17 protein-coding genes are annotated in these 21,721 nt (G+C 23.6%); 12 read left to right on the top strand and 5 right to left on the bottom strand.

Annotated elements, in window-relative coordinates:
• The 5 genes from Q0K19_RS10010 to Q0K19_RS09990 are packed head-to-tail and all read right to left on the bottom strand — an operon-like array spanning nt 1 to nt 6,755.
• A complete protein-coding gene (locus Q0K19_RS10010; protein WP_297247645.1) occupies nt 1–1,203 on the bottom strand; it encodes a hypothetical protein in 1,203 nt (400 codons plus the stop codon).
• A gap of 12 nt (nt 1,204–1,215) precedes the next feature.
• Nucleotides 1,216–2,676, bottom strand: coding sequence for a radical SAM protein (locus tag Q0K19_RS10005; protein WP_297247644.1), 1,461 nt, complete (start codon nt 2,674–2,676; stop codon nt 1,216–1,218).
• The gene (wecB, locus tag Q0K19_RS10000) at nt 2,673–3,794 is read right to left on the bottom strand and encodes a non-hydrolyzing UDP-N-acetylglucosamine 2-epimerase (RefSeq protein WP_297247643.1); all 1,122 of its coding nucleotides are present in this window, start codon (nt 3,792–3,794) and stop codon (nt 2,673–2,675) included. The genes Q0K19_RS10005 and wecB overlap by 4 nt, the downstream gene beginning before the upstream one ends.
• Nucleotides 3,791–5,539: a glycosyltransferase gene (locus Q0K19_RS09995; protein WP_297247642.1), complete on the bottom strand. Its 1,749-nt coding sequence runs from the start codon at nt 5,537–5,539 to the stop codon at nt 3,791–3,793. The genes wecB and Q0K19_RS09995 overlap by 4 nt, the downstream gene beginning before the upstream one ends.
• Before the next feature lie 4 nt (nt 5,540–5,543).
• Complete coding sequence (locus Q0K19_RS09990; RefSeq protein WP_297247641.1) at nt 5,544–6,755, bottom strand: glycosyltransferase family 2 protein; 1,212 nt, start codon at nt 6,753–6,755, stop codon at nt 5,544–5,546.
• Nucleotides 6,756–6,985: 230 nt separating this feature from the next.
• Here Q0K19_RS09990 and rfbF point away from each other — a divergent pair, with 230 nt between their 5' ends.
• The 12 genes from rfbF to Q0K19_RS09930 all read left to right on the top strand — a co-directional run.
• Nucleotides 6,986–7,780, top strand: a complete 795-nt coding sequence (gene rfbF / locus Q0K19_RS09985; RefSeq protein WP_297247640.1) for a glucose-1-phosphate cytidylyltransferase — start codon at nt 6,986–6,988, stop codon at nt 7,778–7,780.
• Nucleotides 7,762–8,826 (top strand): CDP-glucose 4,6-dehydratase, encoded by a 1,065-nt coding sequence (gene rfbG, locus Q0K19_RS09980; RefSeq protein WP_297247639.1) that lies wholly within the window; start codon nt 7,762–7,764, stop codon nt 8,824–8,826. Before rfbF ends, rfbG begins: the two co-directional genes overlap by 19 nt.
• A 6-nt stretch (nt 8,827–8,832) precedes the next feature.
• A complete protein-coding gene (gene rfbH / locus Q0K19_RS09975; RefSeq protein WP_297247638.1) occupies nt 8,833–10,140 on the top strand; it encodes a lipopolysaccharide biosynthesis protein RfbH in 1,308 nt (435 codons plus the stop codon).
• On the top strand, nt 10,140–10,964 hold the full coding sequence (locus Q0K19_RS09970; protein ID WP_297247637.1) for a pyruvate carboxyltransferase: 825 nt from the start codon (nt 10,140–10,142) through the stop codon (nt 10,962–10,964). Before rfbH ends, Q0K19_RS09970 begins: the two co-directional genes overlap by 1 nt.
• Nucleotides 10,965–10,972: 8 nt before the next feature.
• On the top strand, nt 10,973–12,757 hold the full coding sequence (locus Q0K19_RS09965; protein ID WP_297247636.1) for a thiamine pyrophosphate-binding protein: 1,785 nt from the start codon (nt 10,973–10,975) through the stop codon (nt 12,755–12,757).
• A gap of 3 nt (nt 12,758–12,760) precedes the next feature.
• Entirely contained in the window at nt 12,761–13,903 is a 1,143-nt protein-coding gene (locus Q0K19_RS09960) for an FkbM family methyltransferase (RefSeq protein ID WP_297247635.1), read from the top strand.
• Nucleotides 13,904–13,994: 91 nt separating this feature from the next.
• Nucleotides 13,995–15,272 carry a class I SAM-dependent methyltransferase gene (locus Q0K19_RS09955; RefSeq protein WP_297247634.1) on the top strand — a complete coding sequence of 426 codons (1,278 nt, stop codon included), beginning with the start codon at nt 13,995–13,997 and terminating at the stop codon, nt 15,270–15,272.
• A gap of 49 nt (nt 15,273–15,321) precedes the next feature.
• Nucleotides 15,322–16,347 carry an NAD(P)-dependent oxidoreductase gene (locus Q0K19_RS09950; RefSeq protein WP_297247633.1) on the top strand — a complete coding sequence of 342 codons (1,026 nt, stop codon included), beginning with the start codon at nt 15,322–15,324 and terminating at the stop codon, nt 16,345–16,347.
• Complete coding sequence (locus Q0K19_RS09945; RefSeq protein ID WP_297247632.1) at nt 16,340–17,377, top strand: glycosyltransferase family 2 protein; 1,038 nt, start codon at nt 16,340–16,342, stop codon at nt 17,375–17,377. The genes Q0K19_RS09950 and Q0K19_RS09945 overlap by 8 nt, the downstream gene beginning before the upstream one ends.
• Nucleotides 17,370–18,737 (top strand): glycosyltransferase family 2 protein, encoded by a 1,368-nt coding sequence (locus Q0K19_RS09940; protein ID WP_297247631.1) that lies wholly within the window; start codon nt 17,370–17,372, stop codon nt 18,735–18,737. Before Q0K19_RS09945 ends, Q0K19_RS09940 begins: the two co-directional genes overlap by 8 nt.
• A 52-nt stretch (nt 18,738–18,789) precedes the next feature.
• Nucleotides 18,790–20,046: a radical SAM protein gene (locus tag Q0K19_RS09935; RefSeq protein WP_297247630.1), complete on the top strand. Its 1,257-nt coding sequence runs from the start codon at nt 18,790–18,792 to the stop codon at nt 20,044–20,046.
• A 286-nt stretch (nt 20,047–20,332) separates the two neighbouring features.
• A partial coding sequence (locus Q0K19_RS09930; RefSeq protein ID WP_297247629.1) for a polysaccharide pyruvyl transferase family protein occupies nt 20,333–21,721 on the top strand: 1,389 nt, incomplete at its 3' end.

Genomic DNA, 21,721 nt, shown 5'->3' with positions numbered 1-21,721 from the left:
CTACTCCAAATATTGTAAATAATTTTTTATATTGTTAATAGATTCTTCTCTATATTTCATTTGTAATGATGTAAGTTCATTTTGTAATGATATATAACTATTTTGGTCCATATTAATAGCTTTTACCATAGCAGAAAACAAATCATTATTTTTATATATGATAGAATTATTTTTATTTAATCCAAAAGTGTCAGAAAATTTTTCATCTATTAATGGTATTATTGAAAATCCTAAACTTAACTGTAAAGCACCGGATACATTTTCATTTAAATACCTATTATGTTCTTCATTATTGGGATCAAGTAAAAATAATAAATATTGTGATTGTTCTATAGAAGAATATAACTCTTCAAATCCTAAACGTCCTTTAAAACAAATATAATCTTTTATAGAATCATCTATTTCAAAATCACCATAACCAACAATATCTATTCTAAAATTTCTAATATTACATTCTAAAAGTTTTTTTATTGTATCTTCCAAAACATAATGTCCTTTATACCCTTTATGTATTACTCCTACTGCTATAAAAACAATAGTATTTTTATTTAAATTATTTGTTTTTTTTATTTCTCCAAAATAATTTGGATTTATCATTTTAGTTGTATATTCTTTATAACTTCTTGGTAATAAAGTAAAAAGTCTATTTTCTTTTATAATATTTTCCTCATTTTCTTTAGCAAAATTTTTAGCATCATGTTCAATAATAATTGTTTTATTTTTTATAGTATGAGGTATATTTTTATGTATTATGAATGGATCATGATCTATATAAACCCAATCAGTACTTATAAATATTAATTTATAATTTGATAAAAAGTTATTATTTAGAAACATTTTTAAAAATGGCTTACTCATATATATATAATTTATATATACATTATTACTATTAAATCTGCAAAAAGGATTTTCTTTTTCTAAATTTTTATTCAAAATAAATTGAATATTGTAACCAATATCTAAAAGATATTTAGCATAACTTACTAATGTTTCACCATGATAATAATTAGCTTCAATAATTAATATAGTTTTATCATTATTAATTTTTTTTAATTTATTTTTTAATTTATTAAATAAAAATAAATTAATAATATATAAAATAATGTTTTCTTTATTTTTTTTTATTATTATACGAAATCCTAATAAAATAAAAATGATTTCTGAATCAGATTCAGAAAAATTAAAAAAATTATTTATTTTCATAAATTATTCACTTTATTTGTAAAATTCATCTTTAAATTTATTTTTTAGTTTACGAGTAGGTATAAAGCGTGATATAAAATTAAATAAATTATTTAATCTATTATTGGTATTATCAATATATTTGAAATTTTCTTTTATTGCCGCATTAATATTATCAAAGCTATCATTCATATATTTTTCTATGTTATTTAATCTATTGTGAGCATCAATGTATTTAATATATTTCTCTAATACATCAATTTTATTATCAATTTTTTTTATATCTACAGGAACATAATCTATTTCCTTAAATGTCTTATCCCATTCTAATATTCCCTTAGCTTGTTTTGCAGCAAATTCTAAAGTTTTATTATTTAACGGAGGAGCACCATTGCAGTATTTACAAAATTCTACATAACCTACATTATTGTATTTTAATCTAAACTCTATTAATTCCTTTTTATTAACCTCTCCAGATAAATCAAAATATGCATTTTTATCTTCCCCTACTATTCCGGCTGTTTCTGCAAAACTATGATAAGCACAAACATAAATTCTTCCATTTTTTATTTGAGAGTAAATACATCCGCAATAATCAAATCTCTTTCTTTGTTCTTCTTCATTTAATAGTGAATAATCATAATCAGGTGGATATGTTTCAAACCAAGACCATTTAATACCAGCATCAATCATTTCAACATTAACATCATATTCTCTTAATTTATTTATATTCTCATAAAATATATTTTTATGCTGAGGAACCTGTTCTAAATAATTGTCTATTTGAATAATCATATCACTTTCTTTAAAAGTTTTGCATAAATCATTATTGAGACTTTTTATATTGTTTGTTGGCATAACAAAATCATTTATTTTATCTCTATAATTATCATTTATATATTTTATTAATTCTGCTAAATATGGGTATAAACTTGTTTCTCCTCCTGTTATACATAGTAATCCAACCATATCTACATACTTAAAATATAAATCTATATCTTTTTTTAATTCTTCAAAATCTCTATGTTTTGTTTTTTTATTGTATGGATTATAATTAAGACATGATTCACAATTTAAATTGCATACAGTTGTTATAACTATATTATTACTTGGCATATACACTTTATCATAAGCGTATAAGGCAAATATGGAGATATATTTAGTAAGAAAATCATCTCCATAATTAATTAAAATATGATCACCTAACTCATTTATAATAAAATAATTTATATTTTTTCTTAAAAATTTTGAAATTAAATATTCTTCTATATAAGGATAATTACCAAAAATTAATATAGTTTTTCCAATTAAATCAATATTATATAGATCATTAGAAGATGGATTAGCAATTATATCTATATTAGCATTTAAAAAACTTAGATGTTTTTTCATTCTGTTTGCTTTATCTATATCACCTAAAAATAATAAATCTTTATTTTGCTTGAAAATATTACCTATTGCATCAAATTCATGCCCTTTGTTAATCCATTTCATATTTTCCTCCAAATATTTTCATTAATGTATTCTGTATATCCAAGTATTATTCTAACGACTTTCATAGATAAATTATCAACATCATAATCTTCTACAGTTTTAGGTATAATATTATTTTTATATTGTTCTGTTACAACCTCAACAGCTTTTAACACTCTATCTTTTTTGTATCCGCACATTATTAATGTACCTTCATCATTACCTTCAGGTCTTTCATGAGCATTTCTTATAGTTACAGCAGGAAATTTTAATAAAGAACTTTCTTCTGTTATAGTGCCGCTATCTGAAAGAGTGCAGAAAGAATTTTTTTGTAATGCTATATAATCAAAGAATCCAAATGGTTTTGAAAAAATGATATTATTATGAACTTGAATATTTCCTAATTTATCTAAAAGTCTTCTGGTTCTAGGATGAGTTGAAAATATTATCTTGTAATTATATTTTTCAGATAAAGCATTCAAAGATTCAATTAAAGATTTTAAATTAGATTCTATATCAACAACTTCTTCTCTATGTGAGCTAACTACAAAATATTTATTTTTTTCTAATGATAATTTATTTAATATATTTGAATTATTAATTTTATCTTTATAAAGTTCAAATATTTCTTTCATAGAAGAACCAATTTTAATAATTCTTTCAGAGGCTATACCCTCTCTTTGTAAATAATGTCTAGCCTGTTCAGTAATTACTAAATTAATATCTGCTAAATGATCCACAATCTTTCTATTAATTTCTTCAGGTACTCTTTCATCAAAACATCTATTACCAGCTTCCATATGAAATACAGGTATTTTCCTTCTTTTTGCTGGTATTATAGAAAGACATGAATTGGTATCCCCATATAAAAGTAATGCATCAGGTTTTTCTTTTTCCATAACTTCATCAGAATTTGCTATAATGTTTCCTATCGTTTTTGATAATGTGGAGTCAGCAACATTTAAGAAATAATCTGGTTTTCTTAATTCTAAATCATTAAAAAATACTTCATTAAGTTCATAATCAAAATTCTGTCCTGTATGAACTAATATATGATCTGTGTATTTATCTAATTCTTTTATAACCTGAGTAAGTTTTATTATTTCAGGTCTAGTACCAAGTATAGTCATTACTTTCATTTGTTTTTCCTATTTTTATTTAGTAAAAGATATAAGAAGAGAAATATTCTATAAAGAAGTTTTTTACTTCTTTTCAGAACTATTTTTATATTAAATATATATATATATAAATAACTTATATTAGAATCTATTTTGAATGGTATGCACTTTTTTTTGTCAGTATTTTTTAGTGAATAATCTTTTAAAAATTTGCTTCTATATAAATAAAAATCATCTAGTAATATATAGTCTTTAAATCTATTTAATATTAATTTATTATTATTAATTTCATTTTCTATTTGATTGTAATAATTTGTAGTTTTTATATTATTAATAGAATAAAAAAAATATTGATTTATTAATTTCATTTTTCCATAAAAAGATAATTGCATAACTATATAGTAATCATTGTTATATATCATATTTATTTTGTCTAATAATTTTCTTTTTATAAGCATACTACATAATGGTATATATATTGGATTGTTCCAAAGATATAGCATATCCTCAAATTGTTTATCTTCATTAAAACTTAAGGACTCTAATTGTGGATATGTCTTTTTATTATCTTTATCAAAGTAATAAAAATTTGAATATGATATATCTATAGATGGATCTTCTATAAATTCATTTATTTGTGAATGTAATTTGTTTTTTAGTAAAATTTCATTATTATTTATAAATTGTATAAAATTTCCATTTATTATATCTATGATATTATTATCTTTTTCAGGATTAAAAATTTTATAGTCTATATTAAAATCAATATTCAACTTATGATTTGTTATAAATATTATTTCTATATCATCATAATTTTGTTCTATAATAGAATTAATAATAAAATCAATATTATCATAATTTTTATTATAAATATTAATCAAAATAGAAATTTTATTATTTTTAGAATAATACTGCCTATTATTTTCTTTATAAATTTCTAGTTCATTATCTATAAACTTTATAAGCTTATCATATAATGAATTTAGCATTCTGTTTTTTATTTTACTTAAAACATTGTATTTGTTAAAAAATATACCTTGATATTCATTATCATTTATATTTTTTAACATATTGATCCATACTTCATTTCCTTCATTTCTTAGAAAATCTTTCTTTGAATTACTATCCTGCTTTCCATGCATTCTATATTGCAATAAAACTTTAGGTATATATTTTACTTTATATCCATATCTAAACATCCTAAACCAAAAATCATAATCTTGCACACATAAGAGTTTTTCATCGAAAAAACCAACATTATTAAATACTTCTTTTGGTATTAGTAATGTGCATCCGCCTATATCAGATAATAATATAGAATAAAAATTATTGTTTAATCTTCTATATTCTGTTTTACTTGAATTTTCAAATACAGTTATTAATTCTAATTTTTCATTAACAAATTCAAAACCAGAATATATTACAGTCTTTTCATCTACATTTTTTAATTCATTTACTTCTTCTTCTATTTTATTAGGATAATAAACATCATCATGGGACAACCAAGATATGTAATCTCCTTTTGATGATTTTATACCACAATTCAATGCACTAGCTACCCCACCATTATTTTTATAAATATATTTTACTTTATTTTCAAAACCTTTGATAATATTTGCTGTATTATCTTTAGAACCGTCATCAACTACTATTATTTCTATATTTTTATAAGTTTGATTAAAGGCACTATTTATAGCATCTTTTATATAATTCTCACCATTATAAACAGGTATTATTATTGATATTAATGGATTAGGTTTTATCACAATATTATCCCCGTTTTTCAATTACAAAATTAAATCCTAAAAGATTTATTTTTGTATTTTGTTTAGAAAATTGTATAGAAAATAAAACTCTTAATATGTTACTAAAAGTTATAACTATAGGAGTACTATAATTTTTATTATTTTTAATGTTTATGTTAATCCCAAATATTCTAATGCTTGTATAAAATCCATCTATTATTATAGAAAAGAAATAAGGTAATAGTTTATTATTTATATTTTTTAATTTTTCTTCTGTTTTTAAATAATAATTATAATGATATTTATATTTGTTGTATTCCTTTAAAAAATCATTATCAAAATATTTATCTAATATTGATTTATATTCAGTATCATCATTATTTATTTTACACAACAAGAATTTATATTGATTATATGCTAATTTTATATAATCATATTGATATAAAATATCATCATTCATTTTTATTAAAAAATTGTGGAACTCATTTAATGAATTTTTAGAATCCATACACATTTTATTAAATCTATCTTTTGTAAGAGATTCTACATTCTTATTACTATAACTTAAATCACAATGATATATATATAGCTCATCACCAATAGCTTTATATGATTTAACAAAATAAAAAAATATCAAACATTGAAGCATATCTTCAGAAAATATTATATGACTATCAGGTATATATGTAATAGCCTTTTTTACTATAGAAGATTTAAAAAATTTAGCCCATATATTATGTGATATATTTTCATTTAAAACTTCATTTAATAAGTAATTATTATCTATATCGCTTCTTTTAGTAGAAAGATACCAAGAAACTCTTTTTTCTTCTTTTAATCTTTCTTTTTTATTTTGATTTAGTGATATAGATTTTACACTAAATTGAATCACATCATAATTATTATCTTTTAAAGTATTGTATACTTTTTCTAATGCATTTAACTCCAATTCATCATCAGGATCTATATATGTAATATATTGACCGTTTGAATTTATACTTCCTGTTTTTCTAGCTGATAGAGTCCCCCTATTTTTTTCATGTTTTATATATATTATTCTTTCATCTTTATATGAATCAGTAATTTCTTTACAATTTCCATTAGAACAATCATCAATTATTATAATTTCAAAATCAGGAAATGTCTGATTGATAATACTATTTATACATCTTTTTAAATATTTTTCTGTATTATATACAGGTATAATCACAGAAAAATAATAATTTATTTTATTCATATGTACCTAAAATTATCATAATTATAATTAGTGGAATTTAATATTAAAATTTCACTAATTAATTTATTATAACTTATAAAAATAAAATGTCAAGAACAAAACAATCTATTTATTTATCTAAAATACGCATATTCTAATATATTTTCGTTTATTATTTTATATCATAAAAAAGATAATAAATATACTATTTTCCAATAATTATAATTATGATAATAAATATGGGGTTCTAAATGAAAACAGTTATATTAGCTGGAGGTCTTGGTACAAGATTGGGAGAAGAAACAACAATAAGACCAAAACCTCTAGTTGAAATAGGTGGTAGACCAATTATATGGCATATAATGAAATATTATTCCCATTTTGGTATTAATGATTTTGTAATACTGTTGGGCTATAAAGGTTATATGATTAAAGAATTTTTTGATAATTATAGAAGACATTTATATGATATGAAAATAGATTTTAAAAATAATAGTTCATCTTCTATTAAAAAAGACAGTAATAACTCTTTTGAAGAAGAAAATTGGGTTATAGAACTAGTGGATACTGGAGAAAATACTATGACAGGCGGAAGATTGAAAAGAGCTTACCCATATTTAAAAGATGAAGCTAGTTTTTGTTTCACCTATGGTGATGGAGTATCAAATATTAATATAAATGATGAGATTGAATTCCATAAGAAGCATAAAAAAATAGCCACTATAGGAGCTGTGTATCCTCCAGCTAGATTTGGGGCATTAAAAATAGAAAATAATAACCATGTATCTAGCTTTATAGAAAAACCTAGAGGTGATAATGCTTATATAAGCGGTGGTTTTTTTATATTGAATAATGATGTTTTTGATTATTTAGGTGATGATAATACAGTATTTGAACAGGAGCCTTTAAGAAAGTTATCAAGTAATAATGAGCTTATGGCATTTAAACATGATGGTTTTTGGCAATGTATGGATACTCAAAGAGATAAATCTATATTGGAAGAAATGTGGAATAAAGGTAATGCTCCATGGAAACTTTGGAAATAAAAAAAATATTTGAAGTATTCAAAAATAAAAATATTTTAATTACTGGTCATACAGGATTTAAAGGAAGTTGGCTATCAAAATTGTTATTAGAGATAGGTGCCGATGTAAGCGGAATATCATTGAAAGCTAATGATTTATCTTTGTATAATTTGTTGAATTTGGATAAACAATTAAACTCTTATATATTAGATATTAGAGATTTAGATAAGATAAAAAAGACAGTTTTAAATATTAATCCCGATATAATTTTTCATTTAGCAGCACAGCCATTAGTGATAGATAGTTATAATAATCCAGTATATACATTTGAAACTAATGTGATTGGTACTATTAATTTGATGGAGTCTATGAGAGAATTAAATAATTTAGAATGTGCTGTTATGATTACAACAGATAAGGTTTATGACAACAAAGAATGGGTTTGGGGATATAGAGAAAATGATTCTTTGGGTGGTCATGATCCCTACTCTGCTTCTAAAGCATGTTCTGAGATAGCTATAAAAAGTTACAGGAAGTCATTTTTTAATAACATATCAATCGTAAGTGCAAGAGCTGGTAATGTTATAGGCGGAGGAGACTTTGCTGATAATAGAATAATTCCTGATATAGTAAGATCTATAGAAAAAAATATTCCTGTAGAATTAAGAAATCCAAATAGTGTAAGACCATGGCAGCATGTATTAGATGTCTTATATGGATATTTATTGCTTGCTTATAATATAATTAATAAAAATAATATATCTGATAGTTATAATTTTGCTCCTATAGATGAAGGAAATAAATTTACTGTTGAATATATAACAAAATGTTTCATAGATAATATTGGAAAAGGAAGTTATAAAATAAATATACAAGATACAAATAAAAAAGAAATGAATATGTTGAGATTGGATTCTTCTCTTGCTAGAAAAGAATTGGGATGGAATGAGAAATTTAATACAGAGGAAGCAATAAGACAAACTGCTATTTGGTACAAAGAATATTTAAACAATAATGATTTGAATACTATTGCTAGCAAGCAAATAAAAGAATATATTGAAGGTTAATAAAATATGGATAGAAATGAAATATTAAATTTAGTAAAAGAGTATGCTAGAAATGAATATGCTAAAAAAGAATTTATTAAAGGTGTAAGTTCTGTACCTGTTTCTGGCAGAGTGTTTGATGAAGATGATATTGCTACATTAGTTGATAGTGCTTTAGATTTTCATCTCACTACTTATAGATATAATGATGAATTTGAAAAGGAATTAAGAGAGTTTTTTGGATTAAAATATTGTCTTACTTGTAATTCAGGCTCTTCTGCTAATCTGATAGCAATTAGTAGTTTAACTAGCCATTTACTTAAAGAAAGAGCATTGAAGCCTGGTGATGAAGTTATAACAGTAGCTGCTGGTTTTCCGACTACTGTTAATCCAATAATGCAAAATAATTTAATTCCTGTATTTGTTGATGTTGAATTAGAAACATATAATGTAAATGTTGAAGAATTAGAAAAAGCTAAAAGTGAAAAAACCAAAGCTGTTATTTTAGCACATACTTTAGGAAATCCATTTAATATACAAAGAGTAAAGGAATTTTGTGATAAGTATAATTTGTGGTTCATAGAAGATTGCTGCGATGCTTTAGGAAGTACTTATAATAATCAAAAAGTTGGAACATTTGGAGACATTGCAACATTAAGTTTTTATCCAGCTCATCATATAACTATGGGTGAAGGCGGAGCAGTACTTACAAACAACCCTATTTTAAAAAAAGCTATGGAAAGTATTAGAGATTGGGGACGTGATTGTTGGTGTGCTCCAGGATGTGATGATACTTGTAAACAAAGGTTTTCACAAAAATTAGGTGATTTACCTGAAGGTTATGATCATAAATATACATATTCACATTTAGGTTATAACTTAAAAATCACAGATATGCAGGCAGCATGCGGTGTCGCTCAGCTTAGAAAAATAAATAGTTTTATAGAAAAAAGAAAAGATAATTTCAAAAAAATAAGCAGTAAACTAGAAAAATTTAGTAAGTATTTAATTCTACCTAAAGCCCAAGAAAATAGTGATCCTTCTTGGTTTGGTTTTCTTATAAGTGTAAAACCTGATGCACCTTTTAGTAGAAATGATTTAGTAAAATATTTAAATGAAAATAAAATAGGAACTAGACTATTATTTGCCGGCAATATTGTTAAACAACCTTATATGATAGGAAGAAATTATAGAGTAATAGGTGATTTAATAAATTCTGATTTTATTATGAATAATACTTTTTGGATTGGGGTTTATCCTGGAATTGATGATTCCATGATTGATTATGTTGAACTTACTATTGGAGATTTTATATCGAATTTGGGAGGAAAATAATGATAGGAAATATCACAGTATTTGATTGTACATTTAGAGAAGCTGGTTATCAAACAGGTTGGTTTTTTGATGAAGATTTTTGCAGAGATTATTATAAATTTGCACAATCTGCCGGTATTGATTATTTGGAATTAGGATTTTTTCATAATAAAGAAGCAGATCCTAATAGAGGACATTTTCGCTATTGCAGTTTAGATAATGAAGAAATAAAAAACATTTTTTCAATTACAAAAAATACAGTTAAACTTTCTGCTATGAGGGATATTCAAAGACCTTTAAGTGATTTGCTTCCAAAAAAAGAAACCGTTATAGACACAGTTAGAATACTTACAAGATCTAGTGAAACTGACTTTACTGTTTTAGAAAAGCATGTAAAAGAAATTAAAGATTTAGGATATGAAGTATTTATTAATTTTACAAGTTCTGGTCATAATACTATAGAAAAAAATAGAGAGTTTGCTAAATTTGCTAAACAGCATGAAATATCTGTAATTTATTTTGCTGATACAGAAAGTATTTTTACACCTGAATATGTTAGAAATACTTTGGAAGCTTGTAGAGAAGAAGGTGTTGAGGCTGGTATGCATTTACATGATAAAAATGGTACTGCTGAAATGCTTTTGGAAGTGGCTTTGCATTATGGTTGTAAATATACCGATATTACTATGATGGGACTTGGCGGAAAATGGCATGATGGTAATTTATCTACTGAACATTTCTTAAGAAAATATAATTATAATCCTGGTTATGAACAGACTAGATTAAAAACTATGCTTATACAAAATTTAATTAAATATAATAAAAGCACAGCAGCTGTTTTATAGGATTTGTTATGAAGCTTTCTGATTTTATATTTAAATTTCTAAATGAAGAGTATAATATAAAAGATGTATTTATGGTTTCCGGTGGCGGAGCTATGCATCTTAATGATTCAGTTGGAAACAATAAAAATATTAATGTTATATGTTGCCATCATGAACAGGCTTGTGCAATAGCTGCTGATGGTTATAGTAGAATTAATGGAAATCTATCAGTTGTTAATGTTACTACTGGACCTGGAGGAACAAATACGTTAACAGGTGTTATTGGTGAATATTTAGATTCTGTTCCTGTATTATATATTTCAGGACAAGTAAAATTTGAAACTACAATAGAATCTTGTAGAGAACTTAATTTAAGGCAGCTTGGCGATCAGGAAATAAATATTATAGATATAGTTAAGCCTGTTACTAAATATGCTGTAATGGTTAAAGATCCATTAAAAATTAAGTATGAAATACAGAAAGCTATACATATAGCAAAATCCGGAAGAAAAGGTCCTGTTTGGTTGGATATACCTTTGGATGTTCAGTCTTCAGAAATTGATGAAAATAATTTAGAAGAATATAAATCAGAAACTATCAATAAACCAATCATAAAAGATCAAATTGATGAAGTTATAAATATATTGCAGAATGCAAAATCTCCTGTTATTATAGCAGGTCATGGAATAAGACTTTCTAACTCTATAAATGAATTTTATAAATTAATAGATAAATTAGACATTCCTGTATTATCAACTTTTAATGGATTTGATATAATTCCTACAGATAATAAAAATTATGTAGGTCGTATAGGAACAATTGGAAATAGATATGGAAATATTATCCTACAAAATGCTGATGTTGTATTATCTTTAGCTTCAAGAAATAATATAAGACAAATTAGCTATAATTATGAAAATTTTGCAAAAAATGCTAAGCATATTATAGGTGTAGATATAGATAATTCTGAACTTAATAAACCTACTATAAATTATACTTTAAAAATTAATAATGATGTAAATTTATTTATTAAAACTTTAAATGAGTCATTAGAAAATATTAATATAAAACAGCATACAAAATGGAGAGAATGGGCTTTAAATATAAAAAATAAATACTCTAAACTTTTGAATGAATATACTATTTCTAATGATGTAAATCCATATTATTTTACTTATGAATTAACTAATAAACTATCCAATGATGCTATAGTAACTTGTACAAATGCTACCCCTAGCCTAGCACTATTTCAAGTTGGAATAGTTAGAGAAAATAATAGAATGTTTTGTAATTCTGGATGTGCAGCTATGGGATTTGGTTTGCCTGCTTCCATTGGTGCAGCAGTTGCTTCTAAAGACAAAGATGTTATTTGTTTAGAAGGTGATGGAAGTTTAATGATGAATATTCAAGAACTTCAGACTATTTCTCATTACAACTTGAATATTAAATTGTTTCTATATAATAATAATGAGTATGCTTCTATTAGACAAACACAGGATAATTTCTTTAAAAGAAGAACAGGTTGTGATTTTAATTCCGGTGTATCTTTTCCTAATTGGGAGTTTATTGCTAGAGCATTTAATTTAAAATATTATTGCATAGATAAAAAAGAAAATATTAATAATGTACTAGATGAAATTTTAAATATTAATGGTCCTGTATTTTGTAATGTAATTTTAGAAAAAGATTATTTATTTTTACCAAAAATTTCATCTGAAAAACTTCCTAATGGTAAAATGGTAAGTCGCTCATTGGAAGATATGACTCCCCTACTTTCTAAAGAAGAATTAGATGAAAATATTTACAAAGGATAATTTATGAAATTAAAAGGTAATATTGCTATATATGGTGCAGGAGGAATAGGGAAAGAATTATATTCAGTTGTATCAAAAATAGGAAAAGAAATTGTTTGTTTTATAGATAAAAATAAAAATGGAACTAAAATTGAAAATATTGATATTGTTTCTTTAGAAGAATCTAAAAAATATAATATAACTACTATTATTATAGGAATATTTTCATATCCAAAAGAATGCAGTATATATGATATTGTTTCTCTGCTTGAAAAATATAATTTTAATAATATTATAACTTTTGAAGAAATGTTTCAAAAGTATTATGAATATTTTTCTAAAGCTAATTATTATTGGTTAGCTCCTCCAAAATTTTTTGAAAAAGATATGGAAAAAATAAATAAATGTAGAGAAGTATTTTCTGATAAAAAAAGCAAAATTATATTTGATTCTCAGATAAAACATAGATTAGGTGAAAGTTATAAAGTATTAACAGAACCTGAATATCTTACTACACAATATTTCCCTGATGATATCTATATAAATAAAAATAATATTAATTTTATTGATTTGGGAGCTTTTATTGGAGATACTATAATAAATATGATGGAAGGTGGTGTTATTTTCAATAAAATTCTGGCTTTTGAACCTGATATTGATAATTATAAAATTTTAGCTAAAAATATGAAACAATTAAAAAATAGTATTTCTGAATTTTATTTATTCCCTATTGGTATCTCTGATAAAATTGATAAACTTAATTTTAATTCAGGATTATTAGATAGTGCATCTTTTTCTACAACAGGAAATGATAGTATTACTGTTTTAGCTATAGATTATGCAGTATCAGGATTTGTACCAGATTATATAAAAATGGATATAGAAGGCTTTGAATTAAATGCTTTAAAAGGATTAAAAGAAACTATCAAAAATCATAAACCTAATTTAGCTATATCGTTATACCATTTGCCTGATGATATTTATAATATACCTCTTTGGATTAATGATAATTTTGAAGATTATGATTTTTATATTAGACTTCATTATTCACATTGTTTTGAAACAGTTCTTTATGCTATTCACAAGAGCAGAGCAGAGCAGAGCAGAGCAGAGCAGAGCAGAGCAGAGCAGAGCAGAGCAGAGCAGAGCAGAGCAGAGCAGAGCTAATATTTAATAATTACTGCAAAGAAGCAGCATAATATTTATAATATATTCGTAAAATATATTATATAGTTTAATATAAAAAGGGTGTGTAAATATGAAATTAGAAAGAATTTGTCCTATATGTAATTGTGAAAAAGGCGAAAATCTCTATGATATAAATTTTGCAAAATATGATGGGGAATATATACCAGAACACTATAATATAGTTGCTTGTGAAAATTGTGGATTTATATTTAATAATACTGAATGGACTCAAAAAGATTATGATAAATATTATATTTCTACCTCTAAATACTCCAATAATTTTACTATTGGAGCTGGTGGATTATCTGATTTAGATAGAAAAAGATATAATGGTATAATAGATAAGATAGAAAAAATCATTAATAAAGATAGTAGCATTGTTGACATTGGTTGTGCTAAAGGCGGATTATTAAGAATATTTCAAGAACGAGGTTATAATAATTTATATGGTATAGAACCTTCACAAGAGGCTATAGATAATTTAAAAAATTATAATATAGAAGGATATAACTCTAGTATATTTGACATTATAGATAAAGTTAATAAACAATTTAATGTTGTTATATTAAGTCAGGTATTAGAACATATATATGATCTTAAAACTATTAAATATATTATTAAAAATATCTTAAAAGAAGATGGTATATTATTTATAGATGTACCAGACGGAACTTCATATCTTAGAAATAATTTAGCATCATTTTATTATTTTGATTTAGAACATATTAATCATTTCTCTATTACTACTTTAGAATATCTTTTCGAAGATATGACCTTGATACAAAAAGGAATAGAATATTTTAATAACTTTTCTAATATTAATTCATATATACTATATGGAATATTTAGTAATAAAAAAAATAATATAAAAAAAAGAATAAATAAAGATATTACATCTATTCTTATGATGAAAGACTATATTGATAATAGTAAAAAAATAGATTTTATCAATATAGACAATATAGATGAGGACAAACAAACTTTTTGTTGGGGGCTTGGTGCTAATTTAAGAAGATTATTATCTACTAAAAATTATTTTTCTAATATTAAGATAGATGGTATAATAGAAAAGAATAATTCTTATGTATCTAAAAAAGTTAAAGATATTAATAATAATGATATAGAGATATTTCCTACAAATATTATTGAAAAATACAATGATGCTAATATAATAATAGCATCTATTCTATATTCTGAACAGATAAAAAATGAATTATTAAGTAATAAAAATTTTATAGGGAAAATAGCAGAGCAGAGCAGAGCAGAGCAGAGCAGAGCAGAGCAGAGCAGAGCAGAGCAGAGCAGAGCAGAGCAAATATTTGATTATTACTTTAAGGAAGTAGCATAACATTTATTGTAATTATCGTAAAATTATTTATAAAAATAAAAGGATAATAATGTTCAATAATATAATATTAGAAGATGTAGAATTTGTTTTTAATCAATTAAGAACTTTAACAGATTTAAGTAAATTAGACAATTCAAATATTTTAATTACTGGAGGTACTGGATTATTTGGAAAGTCCATACTAAATTTCTTATTGCATATTAGAAAATATTATAATTTTAATGTTACTATATTAACTAGAGATAAGTATAGTTTTTTGCTTGATAATCCTATATATAATACTGACTTCATTAGTTTCATAAATGGAGACATTAGAAATTTTAATTGTGATAAAGAATACGATTATATAATACATGCAGCAACGCCAGCTTCAGAAAAATTAGAAAAAGAGAATCCACTAGAAATGTATTCTATAATATTAGATGGTACTAAAAATATTATAAAAATAGCTAATAATATGAGTGTAAAAAAATTACTGTTTACTAGTTCTGGAGCTATTTATGGTGAACAATATGAATCAATAAAGTCATTTCAAGAAACATATTATGGTAATCCCACTACATTTTATGGCAAAGCTAAAAAAGTATCTGAAGAATTATTTTTAGAATCAAATATTAATGTTAGCATTGCTAGATGTTTTGCTTTTGTAGGTCCATATTTAAATTTAAATATACATTTTGCTATTGGTAATTTTATTAGTGATGTTATTAAAAATAATAATATAATAATAAAAGGTGATGGAAGACCTTTAAGGAGTTATTTATATACTGCTGATTTAATAATATGGCTTTTCACAATGTTATTGAATTCTAATGATAAAAGTATATATAATGTTGGTTCTTCTTATGAAATATCCATATATGATTTAGCAAGAAAAGTTTCTAATTCTATTAATAATTATGATGGAAATATAGAAGTATTGACTAAACCTAACTATAACTACCCTACTCCTAAATATGTACCAAATAATTCTAAAATTATTGAAGAATTAAAAGTAAAAGAAAATTATACTTTAGATGATGCAATAAAAAGAACAATAAAATGGAATTTATCTGTTGGAGTCAAAAATGAATAAATATCCATTAGTTTCGGTATTAATACCCACTTATAATAGAAAAGAATTATTAAAAAGAGCTATAAACAGTGTATTGAATCAAACATATAAAAACATAGAAATATATGTTACAGACAATGCCTCAACTGATGGTACTTTTGAAGTTATGCAAGAATTATTAAAAAATGATAAAAGGATTATCTATAATAAAAGAGAAAAAAATACAGGTCCTTTATATAATGGTTCTGAAGCATATAATCATTTAAAAGGTAAATATGCCATTGTTTTATGTGATGATGACTACTTTTTAAGCAATACTTTTTTTGAAAATGCTGTTAATGTAATGGAAGAAAATGAAAATATTGTTATTGTTAGAGGAGTTGTAAAATGTTTTAATGAGAAAAATGATAATATTTTTATAGATATATATAATTCTAAAGAATATATAAAAGGTATTGATTATCTTTTAAATTATGCAAATCATGATGGATATGATAATATAACATCATTTTTTGCTATGTTTAGAAAATCTGCTGCTGATAAAACAAGAGTATTTGAAAAAGCATTGCCTTCTGCCGATACTTGGTTGTGGTTGTATTTGTTTTTGTATGGAGATGTTTACTTTTTATCTAATGAAATTATAGGTTGTTATGTTGAACATAATTTAGGTCAAGATAAATATAACATGGATACAATGTCAAATATCGATTATATGAATGAATTAATAATCGATTTAAAAATTGAAGCTAAAAAATTATATCCTAATTATGCAAATGAAATAGATATTAAAATTGAAAAAATATTTTCTAATATTCTAATTTGGCATACAGCACAGCTTTGTAAAGTTATTGGCAAAAAAAAAGCATTTAAAATAATAAAATCAAAAGATATAATAAAAAAATATCCTAGAATAAAATCTGCTATATTTGGTTCATTAAGTCTTTTTATACCATTTAAATTTATTATATTTGGGATAGAGATAGATTATACTATAATTAGATTATTTATTTTTGGATTTAACCTTAATGTAAGGAGAAAAAAATATGTATAATTCTCATTCTGATAAGCCATTAGTATCTATTGTTATACCTACATATAATAGAAAAGATATGTTAAAAGTAGCTTTAGATAGTGTGTTAGAACAAGATTACGAAAATATTGAAATCATAGTAGCTGATAATGCTTCTACTGATGGTACAGATTTATTAATGCAAGAATATATAAAAAATAATGAAAATATTATTTATATAAAAAGAAAAATAAATATTGGGCCTCTTGATAATGGATATATGGCTTATAAGGAGGTAGCTAAAGGAAAATACATGTATTTTCTTTGTGATGATGATTATCTTATAAGTCAAACTTTTATAAAAAATGCTGTAGAAATTTTTGATAAATATCCAAATGTAATGTTAGTAACTGGACATGTACAAATGTATTTTGAAGAATATAATAGATATATAACAATACCATATTTAGGAGAAAGACTAGTTAGAGGTATTGATTATTTATTTAGACAATCCACAGTAACATTACCGCACTATTATCCAGAAATTATTTCCTTATTTTTTTTAATAAGAAAAGATTTTTTAGATAAAAATAATTTTTTTCATTCATTTAAAGAAAGTGGTGATCTTGCTATAAGATTTTCATTTTCTGCTTTTGGGGATATATATTTTTTGAAAGAATTTGTAGGATGTTATGTATTGCATAATGGAGTTAGAGAAACTTCAAATATTAATTCATTATACAATGATTGTAATAGTACATTAAAATTCATTGATAATATTGTTTCTCTTTATTCCAATTTATATCCGCAATATGCTGATTTTTTTCAGGATTATATACCAATAAAAATAGCTGATGCTTTTATAAGAGATAGAATATTTAAAACTTTTCATTTATATAAATATACTAAAGAAAAAATAAAAAAAATAAAAAAATTTTTGAAAGAATCTGGTATAAAAAATAAGAACAAGAAAATATTTAATTTTTTATACAATGTATTGATTACAAACCATTCTCATATATCAATATCACCATTGATATATGAAAATGTATATAATTCATATACTTATTTTTCTATATTGAGAATAGTATTTTATAATATAAATACATCTTTATTAGGATTTTTAATAGATAAAAATATAAATAGATTGAAAATTTGGTTATTGTTTTTTAACATAACAATTAAAATTAATTTAAAACCAAAATATTATAAAATTCCGCAATTATATGCATACGCTAGTAAAGATATAAAAAAATCTTCTAAATTAGATGTATATTATATTATTAATAAATATACTGAAAAGCAAATAACTTCTGATACTGATATTGATAAATTGATTGCAGTTGAAGATATCAAAGAAAATGAACCTATAACAAAATCTAACACACATCACACTATATAATGCATGTATAGTTATGTGTAATTTTATTATATAAATTAAAAGGAGTTTTATTATGTTAAAAGAGTTTCAGCCAGGAGATATAGTAAAAAGTTGCCCTTATTTAGAAATGGGATCTTGTTTTTCAACAGATGGTATATATTGCTGTGTACATGGAACACAAAGATCTCCTAAATTAATAAGTTCTGAAGATATAAAATCTGGTAAATTAAATTATGAATTTATAGTAGAAAAAAGAAAGGAATTATTTTATTCTATTAATGATGAGAATGATCATAGTTCTGATAACTGTAAATTTTGTTCTAATTTAATAGAAAAAAAATTTGAAGATGTTTGTTTTGATTATTTAGGTGGACAAAAATTACCAGCAGGATTTAATATACAACATTATACAGAATGTAATCAAAGATGTAAATACTGTTTATGGACAAAAAATAATTTTTTTGTTAAACCAGAATATGAAATACTGCATTATTTTGATATTTTTAAAGAAAAGGGAAAAATTAGAGGCGGGAATTGGGTTGATTTTAGCGGTGGTGAACCTGCTATGCTAAAAAATTTTGATGAAATTCTTGATTATTTAATTGACATAAATTTTGGACAGGTAGTAGTTTATTCTAATTGTGTTAAATTTAGTCAAAGTATATTTAATGCTTTAAAACAGGATAAAATTATTTTAACAACTTCGGTAGATACAGGAGTTGCTTCTATATATAAAAAATTAAGAGGAAACGATACTTTTTCTAAAATAATATCTAATTTAATCAAATATAGAAATAGCGGAACACATGGTTTATGGTTAAAATACGTGATATGTGAAGAAAATAGGAATGATGATAGTTTATGGAGTTTTTTAATAACTATGATGGCATTAAAACCTAATAATATTATGATATGTCCTGATTTTCCATATGATGATAAAAGGGTATCTGATGAAACAGTTGACTTTGCTGCTAAACTTTGGGTATTAGTTGAAAAACATTTAAATATGACACCTATAGATTATACTTCTACTTTTGGAGCTCCTGAATGGGTTAAATATCATGAGGATTTGAATAAAAGTATAGATGAATATAGGAAAAAAATAGAAATAGAACCTCTTGATAATATTTTCTACTTATATAATTCTGTGTTAGAAAAAAATGATTTAACAACTAAATTAGAAAATGATTTAAATAAAATAAAATATAATATTAATAAATTAGCTTGGTGGATACCTATAAGAAAATGGCGTGATAACTTTAGAAATAAAATGTTAAATACAGACCAGACCAGACCAGACCAGACCAGACCAGACCAGACCAGACCTTAATATGTAGAGGGTACATATATGATGCTAGTAATATTATAATAATTAATAATAAATTACAAGATATGTCGCAATACGATATTGCAGCATAATTTTTTATATATGATTATATTGAGTTATGGGAAAAACATTCATCTGAAACTATGAAAAAACTTTTAGTTAATAATATTTTAATTAATAAGCAACAGGAAAATATTGACTTTAAAATATTAATGATAGAATATCCAAAATTGAGCTTGAAATAAATAATATAAATAATAATATGGTTAAATAGGAGATATTTAAATTTATGAATAAAATTTTTAATCCATTTTTTATTAATGCAAATCTTGTTATTAATAATGATGATATAAGAAATATTGAAGCTTTTAGAAAAGCAGTATATCATAATATTGGTAATTCATATATTACTTATGCTTTTATGAAATTAGTATGTGGAGGAGTATATGATGCTAAAAGAATAAATAATATTTATGATTATGATTATAATAATGAAAGTGATATTGATTATATTAATAATGAGTGTACTCATGTAATATTTATTTTACAAGATCATATCAGAGCTTATGCTTTGGAATTTCCTATGTATTTATTAGATTTTTTAAAAAAAATCAATAAACCAATAATAACTATTAGTTTAGGTTCAAATAATTATGTTAATGGTGAATATGATAATAATTTTATATCAAGATTAAGTAGAGAAAAAATATATTTTCTCAAAGAGCTTTCTAATTTAACAAATGCAATTGGAGTAAGAGGATATCGTACTGTAGAAGTTTTAAATAAGTTAGGTATTAATAATGTAGAGGCTGTTGGATGTCCAAGTTATTATGTAAGAGGTAGGAATAGGATAGTTGAAAAAAAGAATTATGATGATTTTAAATTGGCATTAGGGGGAAGGTTATTTAATACAAATATAGAAAATATATCTTATATATTGCAAGATGAATTACCTATTATTGAATTATTATATTTTAAAAATCATCAATTAAGTTATAGTTTTCACTATGATATAGATTATATTGCATTATCTAATAAAAGATATGTTTCATTTTCTAGTATGGAAGATTGGGAAAATTATTTAAATAATTTTACTATGTATTTAGGTTGGAGAATGCATGGAGCTATAGTAGCACTAAATTCAGGGATACCATCGATAGTTATTAACCCAGATTCTAGAGCTGCTGAAATGTGTGAATTATTTAAAATTCCTTATATGCCACATATTCTTAAAAGACCTTTAATAGATGCTAAATGGTTATATGATTATATTGATCTTGGACCTATGAATATAGAATATAACAAATTGTATGATAATTTTATTAGTTGGCTAAAAAAGTTTGGAATTGAGAAGCAAGAAAATAATTTTGATTATATAAAACAACCTTCTATTAAATTTCATGATGATATAACTATAAAAGAAAATATAATACATATGTTAAATTATAAATGCAATATACTAAAAAGTAATATTAATACTTTAAATGATAAATTAAATAATAATTCTCAAATATTAAAATATAAAGATAATATAAATAAATTAGCTTGGTGGATACCAATAAAAAAATTGCGTGATCATTTTAGAAATAAAATGTTAAATACAGACCAGACCAGACCAGACCAGACCAGACCAGACCAGACCAGACCAGACCAGACCAGACCTAATTATTATATATGT

This window comes from uncultured Brachyspira sp., assembly GCF_944393015.1.
Classification (GTDB): Bacteria; Spirochaetota; Brachyspiria; order Brachyspirales; family Brachyspiraceae; genus Brachyspira.
This window is presented reverse-complemented; position numbering and strand designations above follow the sequence as displayed.